The sequence below is a fragment of the Pseudomonas asplenii genome, from assembly GCF_900105475.1.
Lineage (GTDB): Bacteria > Pseudomonadota > Gammaproteobacteria > Pseudomonadales > Pseudomonadaceae > Aquipseudomonas > Aquipseudomonas asplenii.
Genome location: NZ_LT629777.1, coordinates 1,611,162 through 1,625,009, shown reverse-complemented (window position 1 = coordinate 1,625,009; position 13,848 = coordinate 1,611,162). Strand labels below are relative to the sequence as shown.

Genomic DNA, 13,848 nt, shown 5'->3' with positions numbered 1-13,848 from the left:
CTTCAAACTCAAGATTTCAATGCTTCGGCCAGTTTCGCGAGTTTGCCGCGTACTGAGCCATCGATAACCAGGTCGCCGGCGCGAATGACAACACCCCCGATGAGGGATGCATCTTCCGCAACTTGCAGGCGCACTTCCCGGTCGAGTCGTGCACTGAGAACCTTGGCGAGTTTGTCTTGCTGTTCTTGGTTCAATGCAAAAGCACTGGTGACTTCCACGTCTACCGACTTCTCCCGCTCGGCCTTGTACAGGTCGAACAGGGCGGCAATCTCCGGCAACAGCGGGAGACGGTCGTTTTCGGCAACGACATGGATGAAATTCTGTGCCTGGGCATCAAACTTGTCGCCGCACACGTCGATAAACGCGGCGGCCTTATTTGCGCTCGTCAGTCGCGGGGCCTTGAGCACACGCTGCATGGTGTCGTCTTGCGACACCGCTGCTGCCAGGCCGAGCATGGCTGACCAATTGGCCAGTTGCTGGTGGGCCTGAGCGTGCTCGAAGGCCGCCTTAGCGTAAGGTCGGGCCAACGTGGTCAGTTCTGCCATGATCGCCCTCGCTTAGATTTCAGCAGCCAGTTTGTTAACCAGCTCCGCGTGCGCGTTTTGATCGATTGTGGCACCCAGGATCTTCTCGGCACCGCCGACTGCCAGGCTACCCAGTTGGGCGCGCAGCGCGTCTTTGACGCTGTTCAGTTCCTGCTCGATCTCGGCATGAGCCGAAGCCTTCACGCGTTCAGCTTCGACGCGGGCTTTTTCAACAGCCTCTTCGACGATCTGATTGCTGCGTTTCTTGGCTTGCTCAATGATTTCGGCTGCCTGTGCTTTCGCTTCACGCAGTTGGTTACCCACTTTCTCTTGGGCCAACTCCAGGTCGCGAGCTGCACGGGTGGCAGCGTCCAATCCATCCGCGATCTTCTTCTGACGTTCGTGCAGCGCCGTGATGACCGGAGGCCACACGAACTTCATGCAAAACAGTACAAAAATGAAGAACGCAACGGACTGGCCAATCAGGGTTGCATTAATGTTCACGCCAACACCTCGCTCGTTCGTTGTCCATCAATCAACTCGAAAATTCGAGTGATTAGCCAGCGAGTTGACCAACGAAGGGGTTCGCGAAGGTGAAGAACAGAGCGATACCAACGCCGATCATGGTAACGGCGTCGAGCAGGCCGGCTACGATGAACATTTTCACTTGCAGCATTGGAACCATTTCTGGCTGGCGAGCAGCGCCTTCCAGGAATTTGCCGCCCAGCAGGCCGAAACCAATTGCGGTACCCAGTGCGCCCAGGCCGATCAACAGTGCAACAGCGATAGCGGTTAGACCAACTACAGTTTCCATCTTTCCTCCCGACTTTTACGTCGTATGGTTTAGGTTTTTTTAATTTAAAGCGGTAAAACAAATCGTTTCAGCGGGCCTGACGTGGTTTCCCAGTCCAGGCCCTCTCCCGTTTGACCGGGAGAGACATCAGACAGGCCGAAGCCGGTCTTAATGGTTTTCTTCGTGCGCCATCGACAGGTAGACGATGGTCAGCATCATGAAAATGAACGCCTGCAGGGTGATGATCAGGATGTGGAACACCGCCCACGCCCACTGCAGGACAACGCCCAGGCCGCTGAGCCAGAGCAGACCGCTGCCGAACATCACGGCGATCAGGATGAACACCAGCTCGCCGGCATACATGTTGCCGAACAGACGCAGTGCCAGGGAAATCGGCTTGGCGATCAGGGTCACGAATTCCAGCAGGAAGTTGACCGGAATCAGCAGCGCCTGGACCAGAACATTCTTGCTACCGAACGGGTGCAGGGTCAGTTCGCCGATGAAACCGCCGATGCCCTTGACCTTGATGCTGTAGAAAATGATCAGTGCGAACACCGAGAAAGCCATGGCCAGCGTGGCGTTCGGGTCGGTGGTCGATACGGCGCGGAACGGAATCTCGTGGTTGCCGGAGATCAGCGCAGCCAGTTGCGGGATCCAGTCAACCGGAACCAGGTCGATGGCGTTCATCAGGAACACCCAGACAAAAATGGTCAGGGCCAGCGGTGCGATGACCGGGCTACGGCCATGGAAGCTGTCCTTGACGCTGCCGTCGACGAACTCGACCAGCACTTCGACGAAGTTCTGCAGGGCGCCCGGCTGACCGGAGGTCGCCTTCTTCGCCGCCATGCGGAACAGCAGGATGAAGATCAGACCCAGTGCCACGGACCAGCCCAGGGTATCCACGTGGAATGCCCAGAAGCCCATGGCCTTGGCTTCTGCTGCGGAATGGGCAAAGCCCCAACCGCCGCCGTTAGGTAGCTGACCGAAGGTCAGGTTCTGCAAGTGGTGCTGGATATAGCCCGAAGCGGATTCTGCTGACATGTTTGCCTCAAACGCCCTAAGGTCTCAAAAGTCTTGTTTTCATTAGCAGGGGTGCGAACCAGCTGACCGATTGGGTCAGCACGAAGACGCCGAATACCGCGATCGGCGCCAATGGCTTCACACCTGCAAACGTCAGTGCGAACAGCACTGCCGTCAAAATCAACTTGCCCGCCTCGCCGGCATAAAAAGACCGGACGATGGACTGAGCTGCTCGGGCGCCGGAAAACCGAAAGGCCCTGTGAGCAAAATACGCATTGGGGAGCAATGCTATCAGGCCTCCGCAGAGTCCTGAGTATCCTGCAACGACACCCCGCCATTGCCAAAGCGCCAGTGCGGCCACCAGCAATACGACCAGTTGAGCCAACAACACCGGAAATACCGCCAGGCGATGGAACGGCAACCTGTTTGGCCTGCGGGTTTCCATCACTTGCGCTCCTCCAGGGTCGGCTGCCACAAATCAATAACTTGGCATAAATTGTGCCGACAAAATGCGCGCAGAGTATAGGGGCGGTTCAGCCCCTATTCAACTGCCGGGTAGTCTTTTCCGACTGCGCGCTACATGAGGAAATGTTTCAGCGGATGTGGGCAAGGACACCTTGCAACTCGTCGAGCGAGTTGTAGCGGATCACCAGTTGGCCTTTTCCCTTCTGCCCGTGGCGGATCTGCACCGCAGAGCCTAGACGCTCGGCCAGGCGCTGCTCGAGACGACTGATGTCCGGGTCGGCCTTGGGCGGTTCGACCGGTGCCGGTTTACCGCTCAGCCACTGGCGAACCAGCGCTTCGGTCTGACGTACGGTGAGGCCACGTGCGACAACATGTCGCGCCCCTTCAACCTGCCGATCATCCGGCAATCCGAGCAGGGCACGTGCGTGGCCCATTTCCAGATCACCGTGGGACAGCATGGTCTTGATGACTTCCGGCAATGCAATCAGACGCAGCAGGTTGGCCACGGTCACGCGAGACTTACCCACAGCCTCGGCGACCTGCTGCTGGGTCAACTGGAATTCCTGCTGCAGACGCTGCAGGGCCAGAGCCTCCTCGATCGGATTGAGGTCTTCGCGCTGGATGTTCTCGATCAATGCCATGGCAATGGCGGTTTCATCCGGCACATCACGGACCATGGCCGGAATGGTTTCCTGACCTGCCTGCTGGCTGGCACGCCAGCGACGTTCGCCGGCAATGATTTCAAAACGCCCGCTGCCGATCGGACGGACCACGATCGGCTGCATGACGCCCTGGGCCTTGATCGAGTTCGCCAGTTCTTCCAGCGCCTGCGGGTCCATGTCGCGGCGCGGCTGGTATTTGCCGCGCTGGATCAGGTCCAGCGGCAGGTGCTGCAGCTCGCGTTCATCGGCCTGGACAGCCTGCTCTTCCAGCGAACTGACGGTCGGACCACTCAGCAGAGCGTCCAGTCCACGTCCGAGTCCTCGTTTCTTGACGGCCATGGGGACTCCTTAGGTTGCCGGGGCGGCGACGCGTGAATTTTTGCGTTGGCGACGAACCATCTCACCCGCCAGGGCCAGGTAGGCCAGCGCGCCACGCGATTGTTTGTCGTAGGCCAGAGCCGGCATGCCGTAGCTCGGGGCTTCGGCCAGACGGATGTTGCGTGGAATCACGGTGTCGTACAACTGCTCGCCGAAATGTTCCTTGAGCTGTGCAGAAACGTCGTTCATCAAACTCAGACGTGGGTCGTACATCGTGCGCAGCAAGCCTTCGATTTTCAACTCGGGGTTGAGCAACTCACCGATGCGCTTGATGTTATCCACAAGGTCACTCAAGCCTTCGAGCGCGTAATACTCGCACTGCATGGGAATAATCACCCCATCGGCGGCGACCAGGGCATTGAGGGTCAGCATCGACAGCGACGGCGGGCAGTCGATGAGGATGTAGTCGTAATTCTCGCGAATCGGCGCCAGGGCGCTGCGCAGACGGCTTTCCTTCATCTGCATTTCCAGCAGTACCACTTCGGCGGCCGTCAGGTCACGGTTGGCCGGCAGCAGTTGATAACCGCCATGTTCGGAGAAGTGCATGGCCTGCGCCAGATCGCATTCGCCGATCAGCACATCGTAGATGGAGTTTTCCAGGCCGTGCTTATCCACACCGCTACCCATGGTGGCGTTGCCCTGTGGATCGAGATCGATCAGCAGCACCCGGCGCTTGGTCGCGACCAGGGATGCTGCGAGGTTGATGCAGGTGGTGGTCTTGCCCACACCACCTTTCTGGTTCGCTATCGCGAATACCTTAGCCATTCTTGCTTGTGTTCCCAATCATGCCGTGCGGCGCAGTATCAGCAGATGACGTTGGCCTTGGCAACCGGGTACGGCCAAGGCGTGTTCGCTATCGAGGTGGAAGTCTGCCGGCAATGCTACCAGCTCATCCGCAGGATGGACGCCCTTCATTGCCAGCCAGCGTGTATCGCGGTCGCCCAGGTGACGCGTCCACTGGGTGAAATTTTCCATGCTGCTGAACGCCCGGGAAATGATGCCGTTGAAGGGCTGTTCGGGCTGGAAGGCCTCAACGCGGCTGTGGATAACTTGCAGGTTATCCAGCTTGAGTTCGAGTTTGACCTGGGTCAGGAAGCGGGTCTTCTTGCCATTGCTGTCCAGGCAGGTCACTTGCGAGCCCGGAAACAGGATCGCCAGGGGAATACCTGGCATGCCGCCACCGCTGCCCACATCGAGCCAGCGTCCGTCTTCGATGAAGGACATCACGCTCAGACTGTCGAGCAGGTGTCGCGAGACCATTTCGTCCGGATCCCGCACGGCGGTCAGGTTGTAGGCCTTGTTCCACTTGATCAACAGAGACAGGTAACCCAGCAACTGCTCGTGCTGGGCTGCGCTCAGGCTGACACCGAGCTGGCGAGCACCTGTGGATAACTCTTCGGCGTGTTGCGAGGTGACCAACGAACTCAAGCGCTTTGCTCCAACTGACGGCCGGCGCCGCGTTTTTTCAAATGGATCATCAACAGGGAAATCGCCGCCGGCGTGACGCCCGGGATACGCGAAGCCTGGCCCAGGGTCTCGGGGCGGGTGGCGCCGAGCTTGCTCTGGATTTCCTTCGACAGTCCGGAAATGGTCGTGTAATCGATATCCACAGGCAGGCGGGTATCTTCACTGGCCCGCAGGCGAGCGATTTCGTCCTGCTGGCGATCGATGTAGCCGGCGTACTTGGTCTTGATCTCGACCTGCTCGGCGACCTGTGGATTTTCTGCGCCCTGTCCAGTCACTTCGACCAGGCCAGCGTAGTCGATTTCCGGACGACTCAGCAGATTCAGCAGGTTGTATTCATGGGTCAGTGGCGTGCCGAATTTCTCGGCAATCGCATCGCCCTGTTCAGTACCCGGGCGAACCCAGGTGCTTTTCAGGCGTTGTTCTTCCTGCTCGATCGCTTCGCGCTTCTTGCAGAAAGCCGCCCAACGGATGTCATCCACAAGCCCAAGCTCACGACCTTTTTCGGTCAGACGCAGGTCGGCGTTGTCTTCACGCAAGATCAGACGGTATTCGGCACGGGAGGTGAACATCCGGTAGGGCTCTTGGGTCCCCAGGGTAATCAGGTCGTCGACCAGCACCCCGATGTACGCCTCATCGCGACGCGGGCACCAGCTGTCCTTGCCCTGGGCGCGCAGTGCAGCGTTGGCACCGGCGAGCAGACCCTGGGCACCGGCTTCTTCGTAACCGGTGGTGCCGTTGATCTGTCCGGCGAAGAACAGACCCGCGATCACCTTGGTTTCCAGGCTGTATTTGAGATCGCGCGGGTCGAAGTAATCGTATTCGATGGCGTAGCCCGGCCGGACGATATGGGCGTTTTCCATACCGCGGATCGACTGGACGATCTGCAACTGCACGTCAAACGGCAGGGATGTGGATATCCCGTTCGGGTACAGCTCGTTGGTGGTCAGGCCTTCCGGCTCGATGAACACCTGGTGGCTCTGCTTGTCGGCGAAACGATGGATCTTGTCTTCGATCGACGGGCAATAGCGCGGGCCAATGCCTTCGATCACACCGGAATACATCGGCGAACGGTCGAGGTTGGCGGCGATGATTTCGTGAGTTCGGGCGTTGGTGTGGGTAATCCAGCAACTGACCTGCTGCGGATGTTGTTCTTTCGAGCCCAAGAACGACATCACCGGAATCGGCGTATCGCCCGGTTGCTCGGTCATGACCGAGAAATCCACGGAACGCGCGTCGATTCGCGGCGGCGTACCGGTTTTCAATCGGCCGACACGCAGTGGCAGCTCACGCAGACGATGGGCCAGGGCAATCGACGGTGGATCGCCGGCACGACCGCCGGAATAGTTCTGCATCCCGATGTGGATAAGTCCACCGAGGAAGGTGCCGGTGGTCAACACCACCGAATCGGCGAAGAAACGCAGACCCATCTGGGTGACGACACCACGGACCTGCTCCTGCTCGACGATCAGATCGTCAGCGGCCTGCTGAAATATCCACAGGTTCGGTTGGTTTTCCAGGATTTCCCGGACGGCCGCCTTGTACAGCACGCGGTCGGCCTGTGCACGAGTGGCGCGCACGGCGGGACCTTTACGGCTGTTGAGGACACGAAACTGGATGCCGCCCTTATCGGTGGCGATGGCCATCGCGCCGCCTAGGGCGTCGATTTCCTTGACCAGGTGGCTTTTACCGATACCACCAATGGCCGGGTTGCAGCTCATGGCACCGAGGGTTTCCACGTTATGCGTCAGCAACAGGGTTTTTGCACCCATGCGTGCTGATGCTAGTGCTGCCTCGGTACCGGCATGACCGCCGCCGATGACGATCACTTCAAAACGGGAAGGGAAATCCACCACGCACCTCGTGCCTGCTTCCAGGTAGGTAAATAAGAAAAATTTGGACTGAATGACCAAGTATAGGGAATTCGCCCTTCCTAAAGAACCCTTTGCACAAAATTTAACCAGCTGTGGATAATCACGGACAATAGAAATTAAAAGAGAAGAAATTTATTAAAGCTTTGTTTTTATGTTTATTCTTAGACACCCTCCTATCTGTGGATAACACTCTACAGGCCATGTTTTTAATGATGTACAGAGATTCATAACTCTGTGGTCATGTGGCCATGAGGGGTTGGGATAACCGGCATAAGCCTGTGGATGAAAGAGGTGTTTATCCACAGAGCGGTTCATCCTCAGTTTTCAGGCCCGGTTATCAACCGAGCTGAGGCAGGGTTATTCACAGGGCTTAATCCACAGAAAAAGGCCTGAGGGGATAAATCGCAGGCAGCCGAAAGCCGCCGGGACGATTGAAATCATCCGGCCAGCAACGAAATGTAGACATGAGTGCGATCTTGGGACGCCGCGATACCTGACGTAGCGGCATTAGATCGTGAGAACACCCTAAAACCTGTAGGAAGCCTTGCTTGCCAGCGAAGCTTTTGCCGGTCTCAAAGACGCTTTCGCGGGCAAGCCCTGTTCCTGCCAGGGGATGCGGTGGCTGCCGGGAGGGCTATTTACCGATGCAGAAGCTGGAAAAGATTCTTCCCAGCAGGTCATCGGAGCTGAATGCACCCGTAATTTCGCCGAGGAACTGCTGTGCCTGGCGCAAATCTTCCGCCAACAACTCGCCTGCCCCTGCCAAGGTCAGTTGTGCATGACCATGTTCGAGGGCCGAACTGGCGAAACGCAACGCCTCCAGATGCCGACGACGGGCACTGAAGCTGCTCTCCGAGGTCTGCTCATAGCCCATGCAGGCCTTGAGATGGTCACGCAGCAACTCCAGGCCCTCCCCTGCGGACTTGGCGCTGAGGCTGATGGTGACATGGCCATCCTCACTGACTTGCAGAGCGATCTGCTCGCCCGTGAGGTCAGCCTTGTTGCGGATCAACGTCACCTTGGCCGGATCCGGCCGCTGTTCGAGGAACTCCGGCCACAAGGCAAAAGGATCCACAGCCTCGGGGGCGGTGGCATCTACCACCAGGAGCACGCGATCAGCTTCGCCAATGGCCTTGAGCGCGCGTTCCACACCGATTTTTTCCACATGGTCGTCGGTATCCCGCAAGCCGGCGGTATCAACCACGTGTAGCGGCATGCCATCGATGTGGATATGTTCGCGCAGAATATCCCGGGTAGTGCCGGCGATCTCAGTGACGATGGCCGCTTCACGTCCGGCCAGGGCATTGAGCAGGCTCGATTTGCCGGCATTCGGTCGGCCGGCGATCACCACGGTCATGCCATCGCGTAACAACGCCCCCTGCCCGGCCTCACGGATGACTGTGGACAACTCGTCGCGCACGGCATCGAGCATCGCCAGTACATGACCATCGGCAAGGAAGTCGATTTCCTCTTCGGGAAAGTCGATGGCAGCCTCGACGTAAATTCGCAGGCTGATCAATTGTTCCGTGAGGTGATGCACACGCTGTGAAAACGCCCCCTGCAGCGAGCGCAAGGCATTGCGCGCGGCCTGGGTGGAACTGGCCTCGATCAGGTCGGCAATCGCTTCGGCCTGGGCCAGGTCGAGCTTGTCGTTGAGGAACGCGCGCTCACTGAATTCTCCAGGACGTGCCAACCGGCAACCCAGTTGCAGGCAGCGCTGCAGCAACATGTCGAGGACGATCGGACCGCCATGTCCCTGCAGTTCCAGGACATCTTCGCCCGTGAACGAATTCGGCCCGGGGAAATACAGGGCCAGGCCTTCGTCCAGCACTTCGCCGGTTTCACCCATGAACGGACCATAGTGGGCATAACGTGGTTTCAGTTCTCGACCACTGATGGCCAGCGCTGCGGCTTGTGCCAGAGGCCCGGAAATACGGACGATACCGACACCACCACGACCCTGGGCGGTGGCGACGGCGGCGATGGTTTCCCGAGGGACGTTCATGGAGCGGGCCTCAAAACAGAAAGTGACAGATAGCAAAACGCCCCACTAGGGGGCGTCTTGAGTGTTTATCCACAGCGTAGATCAGGCAGCGGCTTTTTTGCTCGCAGCTTCGATACGGCTGGTGATGTACCACTGCTGTGCGATCGACAGGCAGTTGTTCACGACCCAGTACAGTACCAGACCGGCAGGGAACCACAGGAAGAAGAAGGTGAAGATGATCGGCATCAGCTTCATCACCTTGGCCTGCATCGGATCCGGCGGAGTCGGGTTCAGACGCTGCTGGATGAACATGGTGGCGCCCATGATGATCGGCAGGATGAAGAACGGATCCTTGATCGACAGGTCGGTAATCCACAGGATGAACGGTGCCTGGCGCATTTCCACGCTTTCCAGCAACACCCAGTACAGCGAGAGGAAAACCGGCATCTGCACGAGGATTGGCAAGCAGCCACCCAGCGGATTGATCTTCTCTTTCTTGTACAGCTCCATCATGGCCTGCGACATTTTCTGCCGATCATCACCATGCTGCTCTTTCAGTGCCGCCAGTTTCGGGGCAACTGCGCGCATGCGTGCCATCGACCTGTAGCTGGCCGCCGACAGCGGGAAGAACAGGCCCTTGATCAGCATCGTCAGGACGATGATCGAGAAGCCCCAGTTACCCAGCAGGCTGTGGATATGTTGCAGCAGCCAGAAGATCGGCTGGGCAATGAACCACAGGATGCCGTAGTCGACCGTCAGTTCCAGGCCTGGGGACAACTGCTTGAGCACTGCCTGGCTCTTCGGACCGGCATACAGGATTGCGCTGGTTTCAGCTTTCTGGCCTGGCGCGACGGTCATCGAAGGGCCGGTGTAGCCAATGATGTAGTTGCCTTGGCTGTCCTTGCGGGTGGTCACGACATTGCTATCGCCCTTGGCGGGAACCCACGCGGTAACGAAGTAGTGTTGCAACCACGCAACCCAGCCACCCTGGACGGTTTCTTTCAGCGAGCCCTTGTCGATATCTTTCATCGACACTTTCTTGTACGGCTCGGACTTTGTCCACAGGGCGGCGCCCAGATAAGTCGCGGTGCCGGTGGCGGTGCTGGAAGAAGGATCGGCGCTGGCGTCACGCTTGAGCTGAGCGAACATCGCACCCGACCATGGCTGGGCGCTTTCGTTGTCGATCAGGTAGGAAACAGTGACGTCATACAGCCCGCGTTTCAGGGTGAAACGCTTGATGTAGTTGACACCATTGGCGCTGTACTTCAGGTCGACGACCAGTTGGTCCTGACCAGGGGCCAGTTGATAACTTTTCTGTTCGGAGGTGTACAACGGACGACCAGCGGCATTGGCGTCTGGGCCGTTGGCACCGATCAGGCCACTCTGTGCCAGATAGGTACGCTCACCACCGTTATCGAACAGCTGGAACGGGATTTCCGGATGATCCTGGCGACGTGGGTACAGCGGCAACTTCAGTTGCGCAACGTCACCGCCTTTCGGATCGATGGCCAGTTCGAGCACATCCGTCTTGATCTGGATGAGGTCCTTGCTGACGGCCAGCGGCGCTTCGGCAGGAACGCTGGTGTCATTGGTAGCTCGTGGAATGTCATCACTGGCGGCGGCATTGCTGCCGGTTGCGTTATCCGGCAAGCCAGAAACGGTGGTGCTGGCAACATTCTGAGTCGGCAGGGCAGCCTGACCGTAGTCCTGGTTCCATTTCAGGACCCCGACATAGGTCACGATTGCCAGGGCGACGATCAGGATCGTGCGTTTGATATCCATGATTACTCGGCCATCGAAGAAGAACGGGAGGTAGGAAGAGGTGGAACCGGGTCATAACCACCGGCATTCCACGGATGACAGCGACCTAAACGACGAAAGGCCAGCCAGCCACCGCGCAGAAGTCCATGATTTTCGATGGCTTCGTACGCGTAGCAGGAACAACTGGGGTAGAAACGACAGTGACTGGCCATCAGGGGACTGATGGCATAGCGATAAAACTGGATCGGAACGAGTGCCAGTTTACGCATCAGGACTGTCTACCCCCGCAGGTTCGGTTTTGACTGCGGCCGCAGGCGTGTTACGGGCCAGGCGTTTCCACAGTTTGCCGAAATGCTGAATCAGTTCGGGACTTTCTACGTCCCCCAAACCTTTGCGCGCGACGATAACGATGTCCCAGCCCGCCAGTAGATCCTGGTGCAGACGGAACGATTCACGCATCAGACGTTTGAGGCGATTGCGCTCAACGGAGAGCTTGACGCTCTTTTTACCAATAACCAGCCCCAGGCGGGGATGATCGAGGTCGTTGTTGCGCGCAAGGAGCAGGAGATTTTTCCCCGGAACCTTGCCGGTGGGGGAGTCAAAGACTGCCTTGAAGTGTCGTGGAGTAAGCAGACGCTTTTCCCGACTGAAGTCCTGACTCACCACCAGTGCCGGAGTATCAAACTGCCAGACGGGCACGGCCTTTGGCGCGGCGACGCGACAGGACGGCACGACCGTTTTTGGTTGCCATGCGAGCACGGAAACCGTGGGTGCGGGCGCGTTTGATAGTGCTGGGTTGGAAAGTACGTTTCATGGCGTTGCTACCTGGTTCGTCACAACGGGCCGGAATGGCCCCCGTTTTAAGAGACCGGCGATTCTAGAGAAAGCAAGCCCTCAGGTCAATTTCCAACCAGCTTTTCCTTCCTACAGGTATTCGACCCCCTGTGCTTGATCCACTCGACGTCCAGATATAGAAATAAAGAAGCGAAGTTATTTAAAGCTTTTCTGTAAAGCTTATAGAAGCTTAGGCAGCCATTATCTGTGGATAAGTACCTGTAGGCCATAAAACACCTACTGTACAGAGAATGACAACACGGTGGGGAAACGGTGCTCTGCCTGTGCTGCGCAGGCGTATAAGGTGTGGGTGAAAAGGGCTTTTATCCACAGCGTGGTTACCCACAGACTTTCGCCCCCACTTGTGCAACGACCTCAAGGGCGGTTATCCACAGGGCTTATTCACATACCGCTGGTCGCCTTGTTCACAGATAAGCGGTTGATTCTCCGGGTGCTCCCTGCAATCGACATGTGGATAAGTGCTCGGCCTGCCGGTACAATGGCCGCTTGTTTTTGCCTCACCGGCTTTCAACTTAGGGGATATCCGTGTCAGTGGAACTTTGGCAGCAGTGCGTGGAGCTTCTGCGTGATGAGCTGCCTGCCCAGCAATTCAACACCTGGATCCGTCCACTACAGGTCGAAGCCGAAGGCGACGAGTTGCGTGTCTATGCACCGAACCGTTTTGTGCTCGACTGGGTGAATGAAAAGTACCTGGGACGTTTGCTCGAACTGTTGAACGAGCATGGCAATGGTCTGGCGCCTGCCCTTTCCTTATTAATAGGCAGCAAACGCAGTTCGGCTCCACGTGCTGCACCCAACGCGCCTCTGGCGGCCGCCGCCTCCCAGGCCTTGGCCGCCAGCGCTACAGCGGCGGTGCCAACCGTACCTGCGGTCGCCCCGGCAGCGTCAGCCTCCTTACCGAAGGAAGTGGCCGAGGTCAGCGAAGAGCCATCCCGCGACAGCTTCGACCCGATGGCTGGCGCCGGTTCGCAACAGGCTCCCGTACGTGCCGAACAGCGTACGGTCCAGGTCGAGGGTGCTCTCAAGCACACCAGTTACCTGAACCGTACCTTCACCTTCGAGAACTTCGTCGAAGGTAAGTCCAACCAACTGGCTCGCGCTGCGGCCTGGCAGGTGGCGGATAACCCCAAGCATGGCTACAACCCGTTGTTCCTTTATGGCGGCGTCGGCCTGGGTAAAACCCACTTGATGCACGCTGTGGGTAACCACCTGTTGAAGAAGAACCCGAATGCCAAGGTGGTCTACCTGCATTCGGAGCGTTTCGTCGCGGATATGGTCAAAGCCCTGCAACTGAACGCCATCAACGAATTCAAGCGCTTCTACCGTTCGGTGGATGCGCTGCTGATCGATGACATTCAATTCTTCGCCCGCAAGGAACGCTCGCAGGAAGAGTTTTTCCACACCTTCAATGCCTTGCTCGAAGGCGGCCAACAGGTGATTCTCACCAGTGACCGCTATCCCAAGGAAATCGAAGGTCTGGAGGAGCGTTTGAAATCGCGTTTCGGCTGGGGCCTGACCGTTGCGGTCGAGCCGCCCGAGCTGGAAACCCGTGTGGCGATCCTGATGAAGAAGGCTGATCAGGCCAAGGTCGAACTGCCTCACGATGCAGCGTTCTTCATCGCCCAGCGTATCCGCTCCAACGTTCGCGAACTGGAGGGTGCCCTGAAACGGGTGATTGCCCACTCGCACTTCATGGGGCGCGACATCACCATCGAGCTGATCCGGGAATCGCTGAAAGACCTGCTGGCGCTGCAAGACAAGCTGGTGTCTGTGGATAACATCCAGCGCACCGTGGCCGAATACTACAAGATCAAGATTTCCGATCTGTTGTCCAAGCGCCGCTCGCGCTCGGTTGCTCGCCCGCGTCAGGTGGCCATGGCCTTGTCCAAGGAATTGACCAACCACAGCCTCCCTGAAATCGGCGATGTCTTTGGTGGGCGTGATCACACCACCGTCTTGCATGCGTGCCGCAAGATCAACGAACTAAAGGAATCCGACGCGGACATCCGCGAGGACTACAAGAACCTGCTGCGTACACTGACCACTTGAGAGTTGCAGCGCAGCTTAT

At 58.0% G+C, this 13,848-nt stretch carries 15 protein-coding genes; 1 reads left to right on the top strand and 14 read right to left on the bottom strand.

Going from position 1 to position 13,848, the window contains the following annotated elements:
- Positions 1–8: 8 nt before the first annotated feature.
- From BLU37_RS07345 to rpmH, 14 genes are all read right to left on the bottom strand, one after another.
- Positions 9–545, bottom strand: coding sequence for a F0F1 ATP synthase subunit delta (locus tag BLU37_RS07345; protein ID WP_010447592.1), 537 nt, complete (start codon positions 543–545; stop codon positions 9–11).
- Positions 546–557: 12 nt separating this feature from the next.
- Complete coding sequence (locus BLU37_RS07340; RefSeq protein WP_010447590.1) at positions 558–1,028, bottom strand: F0F1 ATP synthase subunit B; 471 nt, start codon at positions 1,026–1,028, stop codon at positions 558–560.
- A 52-nt stretch (positions 1,029–1,080) separates the two neighbouring features.
- Positions 1,081–1,338, bottom strand: coding sequence for a F0F1 ATP synthase subunit C (gene atpE / locus BLU37_RS07335; protein WP_002555987.1), 258 nt, complete (start codon positions 1,336–1,338; stop codon positions 1,081–1,083).
- 147 nt (positions 1,339–1,485) lie between these two features.
- Complete coding sequence (gene atpB, locus BLU37_RS07330; protein ID WP_010447588.1) at positions 1,486–2,358, bottom strand: F0F1 ATP synthase subunit A; 873 nt, start codon at positions 2,356–2,358, stop codon at positions 1,486–1,488.
- Positions 2,359–2,374: 16 nt separating this feature from the next.
- Positions 2,375–2,782 carry a F0F1 ATP synthase subunit I gene (locus BLU37_RS07325; RefSeq protein WP_019361109.1) on the bottom strand — a complete coding sequence of 136 codons (408 nt, stop codon included), beginning with the start codon at positions 2,780–2,782 and terminating at the stop codon, positions 2,375–2,377.
- A 148-nt stretch (positions 2,783–2,930) separates the two neighbouring features.
- Positions 2,931–3,803 carry a ParB/RepB/Spo0J family partition protein gene (locus BLU37_RS07320; protein ID WP_010447583.1) on the bottom strand — a complete coding sequence of 291 codons (873 nt, stop codon included), beginning with the start codon at positions 3,801–3,803 and terminating at the stop codon, positions 2,931–2,933.
- Between the two features lie 9 nt (positions 3,804–3,812).
- A complete protein-coding gene (locus BLU37_RS07315) occupies positions 3,813–4,607 on the bottom strand; it encodes a ParA family protein (protein WP_010447582.1) in 795 nt (264 codons plus the stop codon).
- 18 nt (positions 4,608–4,625) lie between these two features.
- Positions 4,626–5,270, bottom strand: a complete 645-nt coding sequence (gene rsmG / locus BLU37_RS07310) for a 16S rRNA (guanine(527)-N(7))-methyltransferase RsmG (RefSeq protein WP_019361110.1) — start codon at positions 5,268–5,270, stop codon at positions 4,626–4,628.
- Positions 5,267–7,159: a tRNA uridine-5-carboxymethylaminomethyl(34) synthesis enzyme MnmG gene (gene mnmG, locus BLU37_RS07305; RefSeq protein WP_090203613.1), complete on the bottom strand. Its 1,893-nt coding sequence runs from the start codon at positions 7,157–7,159 to the stop codon at positions 5,267–5,269. The genes rsmG and mnmG overlap by 4 nt, the downstream gene beginning before the upstream one ends.
- Before the next feature lie 655 nt (positions 7,160–7,814).
- On the bottom strand, positions 7,815–9,185 hold the full coding sequence (gene mnmE / locus BLU37_RS07300) for a tRNA uridine-5-carboxymethylaminomethyl(34) synthesis GTPase MnmE (RefSeq protein WP_090203609.1): 1,371 nt from the start codon (positions 9,183–9,185) through the stop codon (positions 7,815–7,817).
- Positions 9,186–9,266: 81 nt separating this feature from the next.
- Positions 9,267–10,946, bottom strand: a complete 1,680-nt coding sequence (gene yidC / locus BLU37_RS07295) for a membrane protein insertase YidC (RefSeq protein ID WP_090203607.1) — start codon at positions 10,944–10,946, stop codon at positions 9,267–9,269.
- A gap of 2 nt (positions 10,947–10,948) precedes the next feature.
- Positions 10,949–11,194 carry a membrane protein insertion efficiency factor YidD gene (yidD, locus tag BLU37_RS07290; protein WP_010447577.1) on the bottom strand — a complete coding sequence of 82 codons (246 nt, stop codon included), beginning with the start codon at positions 11,192–11,194 and terminating at the stop codon, positions 10,949–10,951.
- Positions 11,187–11,588: a ribonuclease P protein component gene (rnpA, locus tag BLU37_RS07285; protein ID WP_026007482.1), complete on the bottom strand. Its 402-nt coding sequence runs from the start codon at positions 11,586–11,588 to the stop codon at positions 11,187–11,189. Before rnpA ends, yidD begins: the two co-directional genes overlap by 8 nt.
- Before the next feature lie 16 nt (positions 11,589–11,604).
- Positions 11,605–11,739 (bottom strand): 50S ribosomal protein L34, encoded by a 135-nt coding sequence (rpmH, locus tag BLU37_RS07280; RefSeq protein ID WP_003213577.1) that lies wholly within the window; start codon positions 11,737–11,739, stop codon positions 11,605–11,607.
- Between the two features lie 566 nt (positions 11,740–12,305).
- On the opposite strand from rpmH, the gene dnaA reads away from it, so the two are divergent.
- Entirely contained in the window at positions 12,306–13,829 is a 1,524-nt protein-coding gene (gene dnaA / locus BLU37_RS07275) for a chromosomal replication initiator protein DnaA (RefSeq protein WP_090203604.1), read from the top strand.
- The last annotated feature ends 19 nt before the right edge of the window (positions 13,830–13,848 follow it).